Genomic DNA, 17959 nt, shown 5'->3' with positions numbered 1-17959 from the left:
ATGCCCCGCGCACCGATGGCGGGTCCATGACGTCGTCCGCACGGAGCTGCGGAGACGCTGAGCACCGCTGACGCGAGGGCAGACAGAGCTCGGATGCACGCGCGCCCGACGCAGAACGGCGGCGATCGTCCGGAGATGATCGCCGCCGCTCCCGTGCTCAGCCGGGTCAGCTCAGCGAGGGCCCGTCAGTGCGGGACTCAGAGCCAGTCGCCCTGGGCCGCCCGCTTCTCTGTGCCGATGGTGGTGTCGGGGCCGTGGCCGGTGTGCACCACCGTGTCCTCGGGCAGCGCGAACAGCCGCTCCCGCACGGACTCCTCGATCGTCTCCCGGGAGGAGAAGGAGCGCCCGGTGGCACCGGGACCGCCCTGGAACAGGGTGTCGCCGGTGAACACGGCGCCCAGCTCCTCGGAGTAGTAGCAGGTCGAGCCGGGGGAGTGGCCCGGGGTGTGCAGCGCCTCGAGGTTCACCCCCGCGATCGTGAACATGTCGCCGTCGGCGACGTCGTCGTCCCAGGGCAGGTCGCCATGGGTGAGCTGCCAGACCTCGCGGTCCGCGGGGTTCAGCAGGATCGGTGCCTCGAGCGCCTCGGACAGCTCGGGGGCCATCCGCACGTGGTCGTCGTGGGCGTGGGTGAGCAGGATGCCCACGCACTCCCGGTTGCCGACCAGATCGAGCACGGTGTCGAGATCATGCGGGGCATCGAAGACCACGCACTGCTCGTCATCGCCGAGCACCCAGACGTTGTTGTCCACCTGATGGGTCTCGCCGTCGAGGCTGAAGGTTCCCGAGGTGACGGCGTGCGCGAGCCGGGCGGTCATCGGCCGATCACCGCCACGGTGCGCAGGGTGTCGCCCTCGTGGAGCGCATCCAGGGAGCCGTCGACCCCGGCGAGGTCGGTGCGACCGGTGACGAAGCGGTCCAGGGGGAGTCGTCCCTGCAGGAAGAGGTCGATGAGATACGGGAAGTCCCGCTCGGGGAGGCAGTCCCCGTACCAGGAGGACTTCAGCGACCCGCCCCGGCCGAAGACATCCAGCAGCGGCAGGGTGAGCTCCACCCCCGGGCGCGGCACGCCCACCAGCACCACGCGGCCGGCGAGGTCTCGGGAGTAGAAGGCGGTCTCGTAGGTCTGCGGAATGCCCACGGCGTCCACGACCACGTCAGCGCCGAAGCCGCCGGTGAGCTCCTGGACCTTCTCGGCCACCTGCTGGGGGGAGAGGCCCTGGGTGAGCACGGTGTGGGTGGCGCCCAGCTCCTTCGCGGCGGCGAGCTTCTTCTCGTCGACGTCGAGCCCGATGATCGTGGTCGCGCCGGCGAGCTTCGCCCCGGCGATCGCGGCGCAGCCCACGCCGCCCAGACCGATCACCGCGAGGGATTCGCCCCGCTGCACGGCGCCGGTGTTGATCGCGGCGCCGATGCCCGCCATCACGCCGCAGCCCAGGAGGCCGGCGACCTCGGCAGGGGCGTCCTCGGAGACCTTCGTGCACTGTCCCTCATGGACCAGGGTCTTCTCCGCGAAGGAGCCGATGCCCAGCGCCGCGGTGAGCTCGGTGCCGTCGGTGAGGGTCGTGGGCTTGGAGGCGTTGTGGGTGTCGAAGCAGTACTGCGGTACGCCCTTCTTGCAGGCACGGCACTGCCCGCAGACGGCCCGCCAGTTCAGCACCACGTAGTCGCCGACCTCCACGTGGGTGACGTTCTCACCGATCACGGAGACGCGGCCGGCGGATTCGTGCCCCAGCAGGAAGGGGAACTCGTCGTTGATCCCGCCGTCGCGGTAGGCGAGGTCGGTGTGGCAGACGCCGGTCGCCTCGATGTCGACCACGACATCGTTCGGGCCGGGGTCGGGGATCACGATGTCGAGCAGCTCGGCGGGCTGCTTCTCACTGCGGGCGACGACGCCCTTCACGGTCCAGGTCATGCTGGCCTCCTTCGAGGTCGGGGTTTGCCCACCAGCCTATCCGCGCTGATCACCCGATGACTGGATCCGTCCCGATGAGGTGCGTCGCGTCGTCGGCGGTTGTGCTCCCCGGGCAGTCGCCGCACCTCCTAGAATGGCGTGCGGTGCCCGCGCGGCAGTTCCCGCACCTTGGTGCCCGTGCCCTCCTGCCCCCGGACGAAAGCGATACCTGTGTCCGAGTCATCCTCGACTCCCGCCGCCCCGGCCCTCGACGAGGCGACCATCGGTGACGCCATCGATGCCGCGCTCTCCGCGATCGCCGCGGCCGCCTCCACCGCCGAGCTCAAGCAGGTCCGCATCGAGCATGTCGGTGACGCCAGCGTGCTCTCGAGCGCGAACCGCGCCATCAAGGACCTCCCCAAGGAGCAGAAGGCCGCCGCCGGCAAGCTGGTGGGCCAGGGCAAGGGTCGCGTCCAGAAGCAGCTCGCCGCCCGCCAGCAGGAGCTCGCCGCCGCCGAGGAGGAGGCCGCGCTCGCCGCGGAGACGGTCGACGTCACCCTCCCCACCGACCTGCGCCCCCGCGGGGCCTCGCATCCGCTGACGGTGCTGCAGGACCGGATCAACGACTTCTTCGTCGGCATCGGCTGGGAGATCGCCGAGGGCCCGGAGATCGAATCCTCCTGGCTGAACTTCGATGCCCTGAACGCTGACCCGGAGCACCCCTCGCGTTCCCTGCAGGACACCCTGTACGTCGCGCCCGAGGGCTCCGGCATGCTGCTGCGCACCCAGACCTCGCCGGTGCAGATCCGCGCCATGCTCGAGCGTGGCGCTCCGCTGTATGTCGCCTGCCCCGGCACCGTCTACCGGGCCGACGAGATCGACGCGACCCACTCGCCGATGTTCCACCAGGTCGAGGGCCTCGCGATCGACAAGGGCCTGACGATGGCGAATCTCGTGGGCACCCTCGACGCCTTCGCCGCGCACATCTTCGGCGGGGCGCCGATCACGCGCCTGCGCCCGAACCACTTCCCCTTCACCGAGCCCAGCGCCGAGATGGACTTCCGCTGCTTCAGCTGCGAGGCGCGCGAGGGCCTGGACCACGAGGCGGACCCGAACTGCCGGGTGTGCGGCGGTACGGGCTGGATCGAGATGGGCGGCTGCGGCATGGTCCACCCGAACGTCCTGCGCGCGGCCGGCGTGGACCCCGAGGAGTACCAGGGCTTCGCCTTCGGCCTGGGGATCGAGCGCATCCTCATGCTCCGCAACAGCGTGGCGGACATGCGCGACATGGTGGAGGGCGACGTCCGCTTCTCCCAGCACTACGGTACGGAGATCTGAGATGCCCCGCATTCCCCTGACCTGGCTCGCCGAGCACACCGAGCTGACCGCCGGCGCCTCCGCCCAGCAGGTCGCCACCGACCTCTCCCGCGTGGGACTCGAAGAGGAAGCGATCTTCGGCGCCCAGGTGTCCGGTCCGCTCGTCGTCGGCCGCGTGCTGGAACTCGTCAAGGAGCCCCAGAAGAACGGCAAGACCATCAACTGGGTGCGCGTGGACGTCGGCCCCGAGCACAACGAGGACGCCGACAACCCCAAGGACCCCCAGCCGGGCGAGGAGCGCCCCAGCCGCGGCATCATCTGCGGCGCGCACAACTTCGTCGAGGGCGACCTGGTGGTGGTCTCCCTGCCCGGCACCGTGCTGCCCGGCGACTTCGCGATCGCGGCCCGCAGAACCTACGGCCACACCTCCGACGGGATGATCTGCTCCGGCGACGAGCTGGGGCTGGGGGAGGACCCCTCCGGCGAGGACGGCATCATCGTGCTGGGCCGCGGCCACGCCGAGGGCCTGACCGGGGAGCCCGGGGACGACGCGATCGCCCTGCTCGGTCTCGCCGACGAGGTCGTCGAGATCAACGTGACCCCGGACCGCGGCTACTGCTTCTCCATGCGCGGCGTGGCCCGCGAGTACTCCCACGCGACCGGCGCGAGCTTCACCGACCCGGTCACCAGCGTGGACGTCCCGCAGGCCGAAGCGGGCGGAGTCGCCGTCCAGCTGCGCGACCAGGCCCCGCTCCGTGAGGTCGCGGGCTGCTCGCGCTTCGTCGCCCTCGAGGTGCGCGGCGTGGACCCTGCCGCCCAGACCCCGCGCTGGATGGCCCGCCGCCTGACCCTCGCGGGCATGCGACCGATCTCGCTGATCGTCGACGTCACGAACTACGTGATGCTCGATCTCGGACAGCCGCTGCACGCCTACGACGCCGACAAGGTCGTCGCCCCGATCGTGGTGCGCCGCGCCCGCAAGGGCGAGAAGCTCACCACGCTGGACGACGTCACCCGCACCCTGGATCCGGAAGACCTGCTCATCACCGACAGCGAGGGCGGCGAGGGCGAGCGCCTGCTCGGCATCGCCGGTGTGATGGGTGGAAAGTCCACCGAGGTCTCCAGCACCACCTCGAACATCGTGCTCGAGGCGGCGACCTTCCACTCCATCTCGGTGGCCCGCTCCGCGCGCCGTCACCGCCTGCCCTCGGAGGCGTCCAAGCGCTTCGAGCGCGGCGTGGATCCGCAGCTGCCGCTGGTCGCGGCCTACCGTGCCGCACAGCTGATCGCCCAGTTCGGCGGCGGCGAGATCGCGCCGACGGTCACTGATGAGGGCTCGGTCCCCGCCCCGGCCGCGGCGATCACCCTCCCGCTCGGCGACGCCGAACGCGTGGTCGGCATCGCCTACACCCCGGAGCAGGTGCGCGGCAGCCTCGAGATGATCGGCTGCCAGGTCGAGGACGCCCGCGACGGCTCCCTCGCCGTCTCCCCGCCCTCCTGGCGCCCGGACCTCACCATCCGGGAGGACCTGATCGAGGAGATCGCCCGTCTCGTCGGCTACGAGACGATCCCGTCGATCCTGCCCACGGCGCCCGGCGGACGGGGCCTCACCCGCGCCCAGCGAGCCCGTCGTGACGCACACCGCGCACTCGCCGAGGCAGGGGTCATCGAGGTCACGTCCTATCCCTTCGTGGGCGAGGGCATCTTCGACGCCCTGCGCTATGAGGCCGACGACACGCGGCGCGACGCCGTGCGCCTGCTGAACCCGCTGGCCGACGACGAGCCGCTGATGCGGACCTCCCTGCTGCAGACCCTGCTGCCCGTCGCCCGGCGGAACCTCGGCCGCGGCGAGGAGTCGGTGGCGATCTTCCAGCTCGGCACCACCTCCCGCTCCCGCGGTGAGGGCGCCCGCTCACCGGTCCCGGCGGCTGGCCAGCGGCCCACCGACGCCGAGCTCGAGGAGGTCCTCGCCGCACTGCCGGTCCAGACCCGCACCCTCGCCGCCGTCGTCGGTGGGGCGTCCGGCCCGGGCTCCTGGCAGGGCGAGATCGCGCCCTGGAGCTGGACCGATGCCTTCGACCTCGCGCGCCGGGCGGCCGCCGCCGTCGGCACCGAGCTCGAAGTGCGCCAGACCGAGCATGCTCCTTTCCATCCCGGCCGCGCCGGGCAGCTGCGGGTCCTCACCGCTGACGGGGAGAGCACGGTGATCGGCCATGCCGGTGAGCTCCACCCCGCCGTGGTCAAGGAGTTCGGTCTCCCCGCCCGCACCAGCGCTTTCGAACTCGATCTCGAGGCGCTGATCGCCGCGGCCCCGGCCGTCGTCACCGCGACCCCGGTGCCCACCTATCCGGTGGCCAAAGAGGACTTCGCCTTCGTGGTCGATCAGGACGTCCCCGCAGCGGCCGTCGAGGCCGCGATCATCGTGGGCATCGGCGACCTCGCCGAGAACGTCCACCTGTTCGACGTCTTCACCGGTGAGCAGATCGGCGAGGGGAAGAAGTCGCTCGCCTTCGCGGTGCGGCTGCGCTCCACCGAGGGCACTCTGAGCGCGGAGCAGATCGGTGAGGCGCGCAAGCGCTGCATCGCCGCCGTCGACGCCGCCGTCGGAGGAGTGCTTCGCGCATGAGCTCGACGCCTCCGGCCACCGGTCCCGCGCCGACACCGCCCGTGCCGGTGCGGAACGGGACCATCGCCTGGGCGCTGGGCTTCCTCGCGTACTTCCCGATCCCCTTCGTGGGGCTGCTGATCGCCGGGATCACCCAGCTCATCGTCGGCCTCCGCCAGCGCAAGCATGGCGGACTCGCCGGAGTCAACGGCGTGCGCGCCGCGAACTGGGGCCTGACCCAGCTGTGCTGGCCGGTGCTGATGGCGCTCACGATGCTGATCGCGGTGCTCACCGGAGCTCCCTCTCCCACCGGGGACGGGATGATGTTCCACCCCGTGATGAACGTGCTCGTCTTCACGGTGCTGGGACTCTTCTTCATCGTGTGCCTGCTGCAGGCGGTCTACGCGATCGTCGGCACGGTGGTGGCGTCCAAGGGTCGGCGGGTGGGGCTGCCCGTGATCCCGTTCCTGCGCGCCCCGCGCGGCTGAGGATCCGCAGGAAGAGCGCACAGGTCGCCCAGAACCGGGCACGCGCCGGAGATATCGTCCCGGTCACGTCGACCTGACTGGCTGTTCATGCATTCGGCTGTATATACTTCCGGCATGATGTCCGTAACCGGTGACGCCGTCCGCTCCTCGCTCCAGGGCGATCTGTCCGTGGGGAACAGCGCGCGGCGACCCCGCGTCGCCGTCGTCGGCGCCTCCGGATACGCCGGGGGAGAGACCCTCCGACTGCTCGCCTCCCACCCGGGCGTCGAGATCGCGACCGTGGCGGCGCATTCGAGCGCGGGCAAGCACCTCAGCGAGGTCGCCCCGCACATCGACCTCGGTCACGACCCCGTGCTGGCCGAGACGAGCGTGGACACCCTGCGCGGCCATGACGTGGTCGTGCTCGCGCTGCCCCACGGCCAGTCGGGACAGATCGCCGCCGCGCTGCGCGCCGAGGACCCCGATGTGCTGGTCCTCGACCTCGGCGCCGACCACCGGCTCGAGAACTCCGAGGACTGGAGCGAGTACTACGGCAGCGAGCACTCCGGCACCTGGACCTACGGCATGCCCGAACTGCCGCTGGCAGACGGCACGCGCCAGCGCGATCTGCTGGTCGGCGCCCGGGAGATCGCAGTGCCCGGCTGCAACGCCACCGCCGTCTCCCTCGCGCTCGCACCGCTGGTGCGCGCCGGGCTCGTGGACGCCGCGCAGCTCAGCGCTGTGCTTCCGGTCGGCTACTCCGGCGCCGGCCGCGCGGCCAAGCAGCACCTGATGTTCGCCGAAGCCTCCGGCAACGCCGCCCCGTATGCCGTCGGCGGCAGTCACCGGCACGTCCCCGAGGTGCTGCAGAACCTCCGCCGCGCCACGGGTGAGACGGGCCAGCGCCTCACCTTCACCCCGGTGCTGGTGCCCATGAGCCGCGGGATCCTCGCCGTGTGCACCGCGCCCGTCGCAGAGGGCGCCACCACCGCCGATCTGCTCGGCGCCCTGCAGGCCGACTACGCGGACGAGCACTTCGTGACCGTCCTGCCGGAGGGAGTCTTCCCCGCCACCGGCGAGGTGACCGGCGCGAACACGCTCCGCATCGGCGCCGCAGTGGATCGCCACAGCGGCCAGGCCACCGTGATCTCCGCATTGGACAACCTCGTCAAGGGCACCGCCGGAGCGGCGATCCAGTCGATGAACCTCGCGCTGGGCCTGCCTGAGGGCACCGGCCTGACCCGGACCGCGCTCGCCCCCTGAGCGCGAACTTCAGAACTCCCGTCGCACGCTCGTTGGACCGTCAGGTTCCCGCAGCGCGCCCGCCGCAGCACCCCCAGACCTCCCAGGAGCTCGCATGTCGATCACCCGTCCCCGCGGCTTCCGCGCCGTCGGCCTCGCCGCCGGTATCAAGTCCACCGGCAAGGATGACCTCGCCCTCATCGTCAACGACGGTCCCCGTGACATCGCCGCCGCGGTGTTCACCAGCAACCGGGTCCAGGCGGCGCCGGTCCTCTGGTCCCGCCAGGCCATCTCGGACGGCCGCGCGCGGGCCGTAATCCTGAACTCCGGTGGCGCCAATGCGTGCACCGGCCCGGAGGGGTTCGCCGACACCCACCGCACTGCCGAGCACCTCGCCGGCCTGCTCGACGTCGCCGCTCAGGATGTGCTCGTCTGCTCGACCGGCCTGATCGGGGAGCGACTGCCGATGGAGCCGCTGCTGGCCGGGGTCACCACCGCCGCAGGACGGCTCGAGGCCGGGGCCGAGGCTGATGCCAGCGCCGCTGCCGCGATCATGACCACCGACACCGTGCCCAAGACCGCGGAGGTCACCACGCCCTCCGGTGCGATCGTGGGCGGGATCGCCAAGGGCGCCGGGATGCTCGCACCGCAGCTGGCGACCATGCTGGTGGTGCTCACCACCGATGCCGACGTCGACGCGGAGACCGCCGACGCCGCACTGCGCGCCGCGACCGCCACCACCTTCGACCGCGTCGACTCCGACGCCTGCATGTCCACCAACGACACCGTCATCCTGCTGGCCTCCGGCGCGAGCGGGACCGCCCTCGGGCTCGAAGAGCTCACCGAAGCGGTCCGCGCCGTCAGCGCCGACCTCGCCCGGCAGCTGGTCGCCGATGCCGAGGGCGCGAGCCACGACGTCCAGGTGATCGTCCGCTCCGCCACCACCGAACAGGCAGCCCTCGCGGTCGCCCGGGAGATTGCCCGCTCCAACCTGGTCAAGGCCGCGATCTTCGGCAACGACCCCAACTGGGGCCGCATCGTCTCCGCAGCCGGCTGCGTCCCCGAAGCCGTGGCCCCGTTCGACGTCGCGAACCTCTCGGTCACCGTCAACGGGGTCGAGGTGTGCCGCGCAGGCGGCGCCCACCGCGACCGCTCCGAGGTGGACATGACCCCTCGGGAGACCCTCATCGAGGTCGATCTCGGCGCCGGCGAGGCCACCGGCGACATCTGGACCAACGACCTCACCCACGACTACGTCGAAGAGAACAGCGCCTACTCCTCATGAGCACCGCACCGAACTCCCCGGAACCCGCAGCCGCCGGCGGTGGCGCGGACGGCACCGACCCGTCGGCAGACGCCCCGCTGGTCGGCAAGAACCCCCTGGCCCAGCTCGACGCCGCCCGCAGCGAAGCCCGCGAGAAGTCGGAGGTGCTGATCGAGGCGATGCCCTGGATGCAGCGCTTCCGCGGCAGGATCGTCGTGGTCAAGTACGGCGGCAACGCGATGGTCGACGAGGAGCTGCGTCGCGGATTCGCCGCGGACATCGTCTTCATGCGACTCGCCGGCATCCGGGTCGTCGTCGTCCACGGCGGCGGACCGCAGATCAACGCGATGCTGGAGCGGGTGGGCAAGGAGTCCACCTTCCGCGGAGGCCTGCGTGTGACCGACGCCGAGACCATGGACATCGCCCGAATGGTGCTGGTGGGTCAGGTGGGACGGGAGCTCGTGGGACTGATCAACCATCACGGCCCCTTCGCGATCGGCATGTCCGGCGAGGATGCCCGGCTGTTCACCGCCACCCGCCGCGGCACCGTGGTGGATGGCGAGGATGTCGACCTCGGCCATGTGGGAGCAGTGGGCGCCGTCAACATCGACGCCATCAGCGATCTGCTCGAGAACGGCAGGATCCCGGTGATCTCCTCGATCGCCCCCGAGGTCGACGCCCACGGCAACCCCACCGGGGACGTGCTGAACATCAACGCGGACCTCGCGGCCGCCGCGCTGGCCGAAGGGCTGGACGCGGAGAAGCTGGTGATGCTCACCGATGTCGAGGGGCTCTACCGTGACTGGCCCGACCGCGCCTCGCTGATCCCCGAGATCTCGGCTTCCGAGCTGCGGGAGATGCTCCCCGGCCTCACCGCCGGGATGATCCCGAAGGCTGAGGCGCTGCTCGGAGCCGTCGACGCCGGTGTGCGCACCGCCGCGATGATCGACGGCCGGATCGAACATGCCGTGCTGCTGGAAGTGTTCACGACCAAGGGCGTGGGCACCATGGTGAGGAGGGATGACTATGTCTGAGCAGGTGAAGCCCGCGCAGGGGAAGCCCGCGCAGGAACAGCCCGGGCTGGATCTCGCCCAGCGCTACGGGGAAGCGCTGCTGCCCGTCTTCGGCACCCCGCAGCGGATCCTCGCCCGCGGTGAGGGCGTGCATGTCTGGGACACCGACGGCAACCAGTACCTCGACCTGCTGGCCGGGATCGCCGTCAACGCCCTCGGCCACGGCCACCCGGCGCTGCTCGCCGCGATCACCAAGCAGGCGGAGACCCTCGGGCACGTCTCGAACTTCTTCGCCTCCGCACCGCAGATCGAGCTCGCCGAGAAGCTGCTGCAGCTCGCCGAGGCTCCGGCGGGCTCCGGGGTGTTCTTCGCGAACTCCGGCACCGAGGCGAACGAGGCCGCCTTCAAGATCGCCCGCCGCACCGGACGGCCGCGCATCCTCGCGCTGCAGAACTCCTTCCACGGCCGCACCATGGGCGCCCTCGCCCTCACCTGGAAGGAGGCCTACCGGGCCCCCTTCGAGCCGCTGCCCGGCGGCGTCGAGTTCCTCCCCGTCGGGGACGAGCAGGCTCTTGCCGAAGCCCTCGCCCCGGGAGACGTGGCCGCAGTGTTCGCCGAGCCGATCCAGGGCGAGGCCGGGGTGCGCCCGCTCGGCACCGACTACCTCCAGGCGCTGCGCCGTCTCACCCGCGAGCACGGCACCCTGCTGATCCTCGACGAGGTGCAGACCGGCATCGGCCGCACCGGCCACTGGTTCGCCCACCAGGCGATCGAAGGCCTCCAGCCCGACGTGATGACCCTCGCGAAGGGACTGGGCGGCGGCTTCCCGATCGGTGCCGTGATCAGCTATGGCCCCGCCGTGCACGATCTGCTGCAGCCCGGCCAGCATGGCACCACCTTCGGGGGAAACCCGCTGGCCTCCGCCGCCGCGCTCGCCGTGCTCGGCACGATCCTTGAGGACGGGCTGCTCGAGCACGTCCGCGAGGTCGGCGCGGGATTCACCCGTGACGTGCTCGCCCTCGACCATCCTTTGATCGAAGAGGTTCGCGGCGCCGGTCTGCTGCTCGGCATCGGCCTGCGCGCACCGATCGCCCCGCAGCTCGCGACCGCTGCGCTCGAGGCGGGGTTCATCGTCAACGCCCCGGACGGGACCACGCTGCGGATCGCTCCGCCGCTGCTGATCACCCCGGCCGAGCTCGGCACCTTCACCGCCGCCCTGCCCGCCCTGCTCGAGGCCGCTGCGCCCGAAGGAGAGAACTGAGATGCCCCGCCACTTCCTGCGTGATGACGACCTGAGCCCCGCCGAGCAGAAGGAGGTCCTGGCCCTCGCGCTGGCCCTTGCCGAGGATCGTTTCGCCAAGCGCCCGCTGGACGGGCCGCGCACGGTCGCGATCATGTTCGACAAGTCCTCCACCCGCACCCGGGTGTCCTTCGCGACCGGCGTCGCGGAGCTCGGGGGCAGCCCGCTGGTGATGGAGGCCGGCAGCAGCCAGCTCGGCCGCGGCGAGTCCATCGCCGACACCACCCGGGTGCTGACCCGGATGGTCTCCGCGATCATCTGGCGCACCTTCGGCCAGGAGCGCATCGAAGAGATGGCCGCACACTCGACCGTGCCGGTCATCAACGCCCTCACCGACGAGTTCCATCCCTGCCAGATCCTCGCGGACCTGCAGACCATCGCCCAGCACACCGGGGGACTGGCTGAGGGGGACGCGGCGCTGGCGGGTCGGTCCCTGGCCTACCTCGGCGACGGGGCGAACAACATGGCCCACTCGTACCTGCTCGGTGGCGTCACGGCCGGTATGGACGTGCGGATCGCCTCTCCGGCCTCGCACCGCCCGGACTCGGAGATCGTGGCCCGTGCCGAGGAGATCGCTGGCGCCACCGGCGGGAGGGTCACCCTCACCGATGATCCTCGGGTCGCGGTGGCGGACGCCACCGCCGTCATCACCGACACCTGGGTGTCGATGGGCCAGGAGGGTGAGGACGGCCGGGGTGAGGAGACCTTCGCGCCCTTCCAGGTCACGGAGTCGCTGATGGAGCTCTCGGGCGGGCTGTTCCTGCACTGCCTGCCGGCCTACCGCGGCAAGGAGGTCACTGCCGCCGTGATCGACGGCCCCTCCTCCGTGGTGTGGGACGAGGCCGAGAACCGCCTGCATGCCCAGAAAGCGCTGCTGACCTGGTTGCTCGAGCACCCTGATCAGAGCACCGCTGGGCACGCCCTCCCGCGGGGAGCGCGCCGATGAGCGATTCCCGCCGCGCGCTCGCCCAGACCAAGACCTCCCGTCAGCAGCGCATCGTCCAGCTGCTGACCCACCAGGAGGTGTCCTCGCAGTCCCAGCTCGCCCAGCTGCTGACCGCTGAGGGTATCGAGGTCACCCAGGCGACCCTCTCGCGGGACTTGGTGGAGTTGCAGGCGGAGAAGATCCGCGGCTCGGCGGGCAGCCTCGTCTACCGGCTTCCTCCGGAGGGTGGATCCGCCCGCCCGGCGGCAGCCCCGGAGAACGAGCTGCTGGAGGCGAGGCTGCCGCGGCTCGCGGAAGGTCTGCTGGTCTCGGCGGAGGCCAGCGGCAACCTGGTGGTGGTGCGCACCCCGCCCGGGGGTGCGCAGTATCTCGCTTCCGCCATGGATCGCTCGGTGATGCCGGATGTCCTCGGTACGATCGCAGGTGATGACACCGTGCTGCTGGTCTCCCGGGACCCTGCCGGCGGTGACCGGCTCGCCGAACGACTGCTCGATCTCGCGGATGGCCGACGGGACACCGTCGACCCCGCGACGTCGCTCCGGCCCCAGCCCGCACCGACGGAGCCTGCCGGTCGCACCGCCTCGTCGGCCCCGGATGCGCCACGCAGCGCCTGACTGCTTCGACCCCAAGACCTCAAGATCCCAAGACCCTGAGACCCCAAGGTCTCTCGACCCCATGACCTCGGGCACCGGCCCCGCTGGACCCGCCCGATCACTCTGTGAATCACGACTAGGAGCATTCCTGTGACCGAAAAGATCGTCCTCGCCTACTCCGGCGGCCTCGACACCTCCGTGGCCATCGGCTGGATCCACGACGCCACCGGCGCCGATGTCATCGCCTGCGCGGTGGATGTCGGCCAGGGCGGAGAGGACCTCGAGGTGATCCGCCAGCGCGCCCTGGACTGCGGCGCCGTCGAAGCTTATGTGGCCGATGCCCGCGACGAGTTCGCCAACGAGTACTGCATGCCCGCGCTCCAGGCGAACGCGCTGTACATGGACGCCTACCCGAACGTCTCCGCGATCTCGCGCCCGGTGATCACCAAGCACCTGGTCAAAGCCGCCAAGAAGTACGGCGCCTCCACTGTCGCCCACGGCTGCACCGGCAAGGGCAACGACCAGGTCCGCTTCGAGGTCTCGATCACCTCGCTGGCCCCCGAGCTCAAGTGCATCGCTCCGGTGCGTGACCTCGCGCTGACCCGTGACAAGGCGATCCAGTACGCCGAGCGCAAGGGTCTGCCGATCGAGACCACCAAGCACAACCCCTTCTCGATCGACCAGAACGTGTGGGGCCGCGCCATCGAGACCGGCTTCCTCGAGGACATCTGGAACGAGCCCACCAAGGACGTCTTCAGCTACACCGACGACCCGGCCTTCCCGCCGGTCGCCGACGAGGTCGTCATCTCCTTCGAGCGCGGCATCCCGGTCGCCATCGACGGTCGCAAGGTCTCCCCGCTCGAGGCGATCCAGGAGCTCAACCGCCGCGCCGGCGCACAGGGCATCGGCCGCATCGACATCGTCGAGGACCGCCTGGTGGGCATCAAGTCCCGCGAGGTCTACGAGGCCCCCGGCGCGATGACGCTGATCACCGCTCACCAGGAGCTCGAGCGCGTGACCCTCGAGCGCGAGCAGGCCCGCTTCAAGCGCACCGTGAGCGACCGCTGGACCGACCTGGTCTACGACGGCCAGTGGTTCTCCCCGCTGAAGAAGTCCTTGGACGCCTTCATCTCGGACACCCAGCGCTACGTCAGCGGTGATATCCGCATGACCCTGCACGGCGGCCGCGCCACCGTGACCGGGCGCCGCACCGAGACCGGTCTGTACGACTTCAACCTCGCCACCTACGACGAGGGCGACACCTTCGACCAGGCCAGCGCCCGCGGCTTCATCGACATCTACGGCCTGGCCGCCAAGCAGGCCGCGGCCCGCGACGTCGCCTTCGGCAACGGCGAGGACCTCGACGCCGCACCCGAGGCGAAGGCATGAGCCAGAACGGCTCCCAGTCGGACCACAACGGCTCCCTGACGAACTCCGCCGCGTCGCCGGGCCCCACCGCGTCGCCGACCGCACCCGACCCGTCGGGCGCTGCGGACCCGTCGGCCGCGAAGGAGAACGCCTCCCTGTGGGGCGGGCGCTTCGGCTCCGGCCCTGCGGCGGCGCTGGCCGCCCTGTCGGTGTCCACCCACTTCGACTGGCGGCTGGCGCAGTACGACCTGCGCGGCTCGAAGGCGCACGCCAACGTGCTCCACACAGCCGGCCTGCTGAGCGATGACGAGCTCACCGGCATGCAGGCCGCGCTGGACACCCTCGCGGCCGACGTCGCCTCCGGCGAGTTCGCCGCCGCGCCCGAGGACGAGGACGTGCACACCGCCCTCGAGCGCGGCCTCATCGAGCGGGCCGGTGCGGATCTCGGCGGCAAGCTGCGCGCCGGGCGCTCCCGCAACGACCAGATCGCCACCCTGATCCGGCTGTTCATCCGCGATCAGGCTCGCGCCATCGGTGACCAGGTCCTCGACCTCGTCGATGTGCTGGTGGCCCGGGCTCGTGAGGTGCACGGCGCTCCGATGCCGGGCCGCACCCACCTCCAGCATGCCCAGCCGCTGCTGCTCAGCCATCACCTGCTGGCCCACGCCTGGCCGCTGCTGCGGGACGTGGAGCGGCTGCGGGATCTCGATGCCCGCACGGACATCTCCCCGTATGGCTCGGGGGCGCTGGCCGGTTCGAGCCTGGGCCTGGATCCGCAGGCGGTCGCTGCGGAGCTGGGCTTCTCGGACTCGGTGTGGAACTCGATCGACGGGACCGCCTCACGCGACCTCACCGCCGAGTTCTCCTTCGTGCTCGCGATGATCGGGATCGACCTCTCGCGGCTCGCCGAGGAGGTCATCCTGTGGAACACCAAGGAGTTCTCGTTCATCACCCTGGACGACGCCTACTCCACCGGCTCCTCGATCATGCCGCAGAAGAAGAACCCGGACATCGCCGAGCTCGCACGCGGGAAGGCGGGCCGCCTGATCGGCGACCTGGTGGGACTGCTGGGTACGCTCAAGGCGCTTCCGCTCGCGTACAACCGCGACCTGCAGGAGGACAAGGAGCCGGTCTTCGATCAGGTCGATTCGCTGGACCTGGTGCTGCCGGCGTTCACGGGCATGATGGCGACCCTGGTCTTCCATACCGAGCGGATGGCCGAGCTCGCGCCGCAGGGCTTCTCGCTCGCGACCGACATCGCGGACCACCTGGTGCGTCGCGGGGTTCCCTTCCGCATCGCCCACGAGATCTCGGGGGCCTGCGTGAAGGTCGCCGAGTCTCAGGGCAAGGAGCTGTGGGACCTCACCGACGAGGAGATGGCCTCCATCTCGGAGCACCTGGACGGCTCGGTCCGTTCAGTGCTGACCGTCGAGGGCTCCATCGCATCCCGTGACGCGAAGGGCGGGACCGCGCCGGTGCGGGTCGCGGAGCAGGAGGAGGCCGCCGCCGAGGCGATCTCCGCGTTGCGCGCCTTCACCCGGGACCGCTGAGCGGCGGCCACGCCCGTCACACGGTGCCGTCGACTGCCCGGCTCGTCCGGTCACCGGATTCTCCCGGCCACCTGTTCACCGGGCCACCGGTTCACTGGGCCGCCGGGTTCACTGGGCCGCCGGGTCCTCCCGGCCACCGGATATCTGTCTCCTCTGAGGATTGAACAGCTATACGGCTTTCAATCCTCACCAGGGACAGGAATCTGGTGGCCGGAGGCGGATGCGACGCCGTGGGCCCGGGATCTGTGACAATGGCGCTCGGGCACGCACAGCGTGGGCTCCACGCACACCGAGGGCTCACCGGGCAGCTCGCTCGAACTCCGGTCCGTGCGCGCCCCGACCAGTCAGACCCCGGCCTCTCCCGGCCGGACCATCGGCACCCTGTGCCCCTCCGAGAGGAACCGATCGATGCATTCCGTCCTGGACGAGCTCGCCTGGCGAGGACTCGTCGTACAGACCACCGGGCGCGAGGCGCTCGGCAGCGCTCTGGCGGACGGACCGGTCAGCCTGTATTGCGGCTTCGACCCGACGGCGTCGTCCCTCCATGTCGGTCATCTGACCCAGGTGCTCACGATGCGCCGGCTCCAGCTCGCCGGCCACCACCCCTACGCGTTGGTGGGTGGGGCGACCGGCCTGATCGGTGATCCGCGCATGTCCGGGGAGCGGGTGCTCAACGATGCCGAGATCGTCGCGACGTGGGTCGACAGCCTGCGAGGGCAGATCTCCCGCTTCCTCGACCTCGAGGGCGAGTTCGCGGTGACCATGGTGAACAACCTCGACTGGATCGGGCAGATGAGCGCCCTGGACTTCCTGCGGGACATGGGCAAGCACTTCCGCATGGGCACCATGCTCGCGAAGGACACCGTGGCCCGCCGCTTGCAGAGCGACGAGGGGATCAGCTACACCGAATTCAGCTACCAGGTGCTCCAGGGCATCGACTACCTCGAGCTGTATCGCCGCCATGGGGTCTCATTGCAGTTCGGAGGCAACGATCAGTGGGGGAACCTGCTCGCCGGTGTCGACCTGATCCACAAGGTCGAGGGTCACGACGCGCACGCCCTGACCACACCCCTGGTCACCAAGGCGGATGGCACCAAGTTCGGGAAGAGCGAGGGGGGCGCGGTCTGGCTCGACGCAGACCTCACCAGCCCCTACGCCTTCCACCAGTTCTGGCTCAATGCGGCCGACGGCGACGTCGTGAACTACCTGAAGTACTTCACCTTCCGGTCCCAGCAAGAGATCGCCGAGCTCGAGCACGCGACCATCGAGGCCTCCCATCAGCGCGCAGCCCAGAAGCTGCTCGCGGACGATCTCACCACGATGGTCCACGGTGAGCAGGCCACCACGCAGGCCAAGGCTGCGGCGACGGTCCTGTTCGGACGCGGTGATGTGCGGGAGCTCGATGAGCAGACGATCGTGACGATCGCCCGCGAGCTGCCGGGTGCGGAGGTCTCCACGACCATGCCGCTGGTCGATGCCTTCGTGGAGTCCGGCATCGCGGCGTCGAAGGGTGCCGCACGGCGCGACGCTGAGGGCGGAGGCCTCTCGGTGAACGGAGAGAAGGTGACTGCTGAGGATCTCGCCCGAGAGGTGGGGGACCTCGAGGCGCTGCCGGGCAGGCACCTGCTCCTGCGCCGCGGACGCAAGAACGCCGCGATGGTCCGCCTCGCCGGCTGACCTTCGTCCACACCGGAATTACGACGAGCCCCGTGCCCTGCAGCCGCAGAGCACGGGGCTCGTCGTGAATCCGGGGCCGGACGTCGTGGAGTGGGGAGACCCGGGGCGCAGGGGAGAGCCAGGGGGCGGGGAGCGTCAGGACGGAGCACGGCGTCCGGCCGGCAGCAGCGTCACCAGCTCCGTGGCCATGCCCGCCAGCGCCCGCCAAGTACGGCCTGCCACCGAAACTGTCAAGCCGACGATAAGTTCCGGTGACGCCCCTCTCAGACGCGGGTCACATCGCGATGAACGAGCGCTTTCCCTGAACAGAAAAACCCGGTTGACCTGCACGGACGCGCTCAGAAGTGGGTGAATGGGAGGTGAATCCTCCGGTTTGACGACCCTCGCCCGGACCCGTAATGTTCTTTCTTGTCAGCAGGAACAACGCAGACATGAAGGGCCGGGAGCATCCCATAGGGAAGCGAACGGAACGGAGTGGAGCGGGGCAGCTGCAGGACTGCCGGACCGAGAGATCGGGATGGTGAACGTCGGCAGGTCAGAGGGAAGATCGCGAGTCGATCCGAACGAGACCGGGAGCACACGGAGCGGAGTTGGACTGGGCCGCGAAGAACTGCTAGAGTAGTGATTCGCGCCGGAACGACGACGTAGAACGTCAGTCGGTAGGAAGTTTCCGCCGGCGCCACCGAGCCTCTGACTCGAACCGCTCTGCGGGGAGAGAATGAT

14 protein-coding genes are annotated in these 17959 nt (G+C 70.4%); 12 read left to right on the top strand and 2 right to left on the bottom strand.

Annotated elements, in window-relative coordinates; translation table 11 throughout:
• Positions 1–197: 197 nt before the first annotated feature.
• A complete protein-coding gene (locus tag ACT3T9_RS14470; RefSeq protein WP_441444326.1) occupies positions 198–818 on the bottom strand; it encodes an MBL fold metallo-hydrolase in 621 nt (206 codons plus the stop codon).
• Positions 815–1915, bottom strand: a complete 1101-nt coding sequence (locus tag ACT3T9_RS14465; RefSeq protein ID WP_441444327.1) for an S-(hydroxymethyl)mycothiol dehydrogenase — start codon at positions 1913–1915, stop codon at positions 815–817. The genes ACT3T9_RS14470 and ACT3T9_RS14465 overlap by 4 nt, the downstream gene beginning before the upstream one ends.
• Positions 1916–2125: 210 nt before the next feature.
• Between ACT3T9_RS14465 and pheS the strand changes: the two genes are divergently transcribed.
• The 12 genes from pheS (at position 2126) to tyrS (ending at position 17236) form a co-directional block, all read left to right on the top strand.
• On the top strand, positions 2126–3232 hold the full coding sequence (pheS, locus tag ACT3T9_RS14460) for a phenylalanine--tRNA ligase subunit alpha (protein WP_441444328.1): 1107 nt from the start codon (positions 2126–2128) through the stop codon (positions 3230–3232).
• A gap of 1 nt (position 3233) precedes the next feature.
• Positions 3234–5837 carry a phenylalanine--tRNA ligase subunit beta gene (gene pheT, locus ACT3T9_RS14455; RefSeq protein WP_444606871.1) on the top strand — a complete coding sequence of 868 codons (2604 nt, stop codon included), beginning with the start codon at positions 3234–3236 and terminating at the stop codon, positions 5835–5837.
• Positions 5834–6304 carry a hypothetical protein gene (locus ACT3T9_RS14450; RefSeq protein WP_441444330.1) on the top strand — a complete coding sequence of 157 codons (471 nt, stop codon included), beginning with the start codon at positions 5834–5836 and terminating at the stop codon, positions 6302–6304. The genes pheT and ACT3T9_RS14450 overlap by 4 nt, the downstream gene beginning before the upstream one ends.
• 117 nt (positions 6305–6421) lie before the next feature.
• Entirely contained in the window at positions 6422–7546 is a 1125-nt protein-coding gene (gene argC, locus ACT3T9_RS14445; protein WP_441444341.1) for an N-acetyl-gamma-glutamyl-phosphate reductase, read from the top strand.
• Between the two features lie 94 nt (positions 7547–7640).
• Complete coding sequence (gene argJ, locus ACT3T9_RS14440) at positions 7641–8810, top strand: bifunctional glutamate N-acetyltransferase/amino-acid acetyltransferase ArgJ (protein WP_441444331.1); 1170 nt, start codon at positions 7641–7643, stop codon at positions 8808–8810.
• Positions 8807–9823, top strand: coding sequence for an acetylglutamate kinase (gene argB / locus ACT3T9_RS14435; RefSeq protein WP_444606870.1), 1017 nt, complete (start codon positions 8807–8809; stop codon positions 9821–9823). Before argJ ends, argB begins: the two co-directional genes overlap by 4 nt.
• A complete protein-coding gene (locus ACT3T9_RS14430) occupies positions 9816–11063 on the top strand; it encodes an acetylornithine transaminase (RefSeq protein WP_444606913.1) in 1248 nt (415 codons plus the stop codon). Before argB ends, ACT3T9_RS14430 begins: the two co-directional genes overlap by 8 nt.
• Position 11064: 1 nt before the next feature.
• On the top strand, positions 11065–12048 hold the full coding sequence (gene argF, locus ACT3T9_RS14425; protein WP_444606869.1) for an ornithine carbamoyltransferase: 984 nt from the start codon (positions 11065–11067) through the stop codon (positions 12046–12048).
• Positions 12045–12662 (top strand): arginine repressor, encoded by a 618-nt coding sequence (locus tag ACT3T9_RS14420; protein WP_444606868.1) that lies wholly within the window; start codon positions 12045–12047, stop codon positions 12660–12662. Before argF ends, ACT3T9_RS14420 begins: the two co-directional genes overlap by 4 nt.
• Before the next feature lie 129 nt (positions 12663–12791).
• Positions 12792–14030, top strand: a complete 1239-nt coding sequence (locus ACT3T9_RS14415; protein WP_444606867.1) for an argininosuccinate synthase — start codon at positions 12792–12794, stop codon at positions 14028–14030.
• The gene (gene argH / locus ACT3T9_RS14410) at positions 14027–15559 is read left to right on the top strand and encodes an argininosuccinate lyase (RefSeq protein WP_444606866.1); all 1533 of its coding nucleotides are present in this window, start codon (positions 14027–14029) and stop codon (positions 15557–15559) included. The genes ACT3T9_RS14415 and argH overlap by 4 nt, the downstream gene beginning before the upstream one ends.
• A 408-nt stretch (positions 15560–15967) precedes the next feature.
• On the top strand, positions 15968–17236 hold the full coding sequence (gene tyrS, locus ACT3T9_RS14405; RefSeq protein WP_444606865.1) for a tyrosine--tRNA ligase: 1269 nt from the start codon (positions 15968–15970) through the stop codon (positions 17234–17236).
• Positions 17237–17959 lie beyond the last annotated feature (723 nt).

The sequence above is a fragment of the Brachybacterium sp. AOP29-B2-41 genome (assembly GCF_052378395.1).
Classification (GTDB): Bacteria; Actinomycetota; Actinomycetes; order Actinomycetales; family Dermabacteraceae; genus Brachybacterium.
The sequence above is the reverse complement of the archived record's forward strand: the minus strand, read 5'-3'. Positions and strand labels throughout refer to the sequence as shown.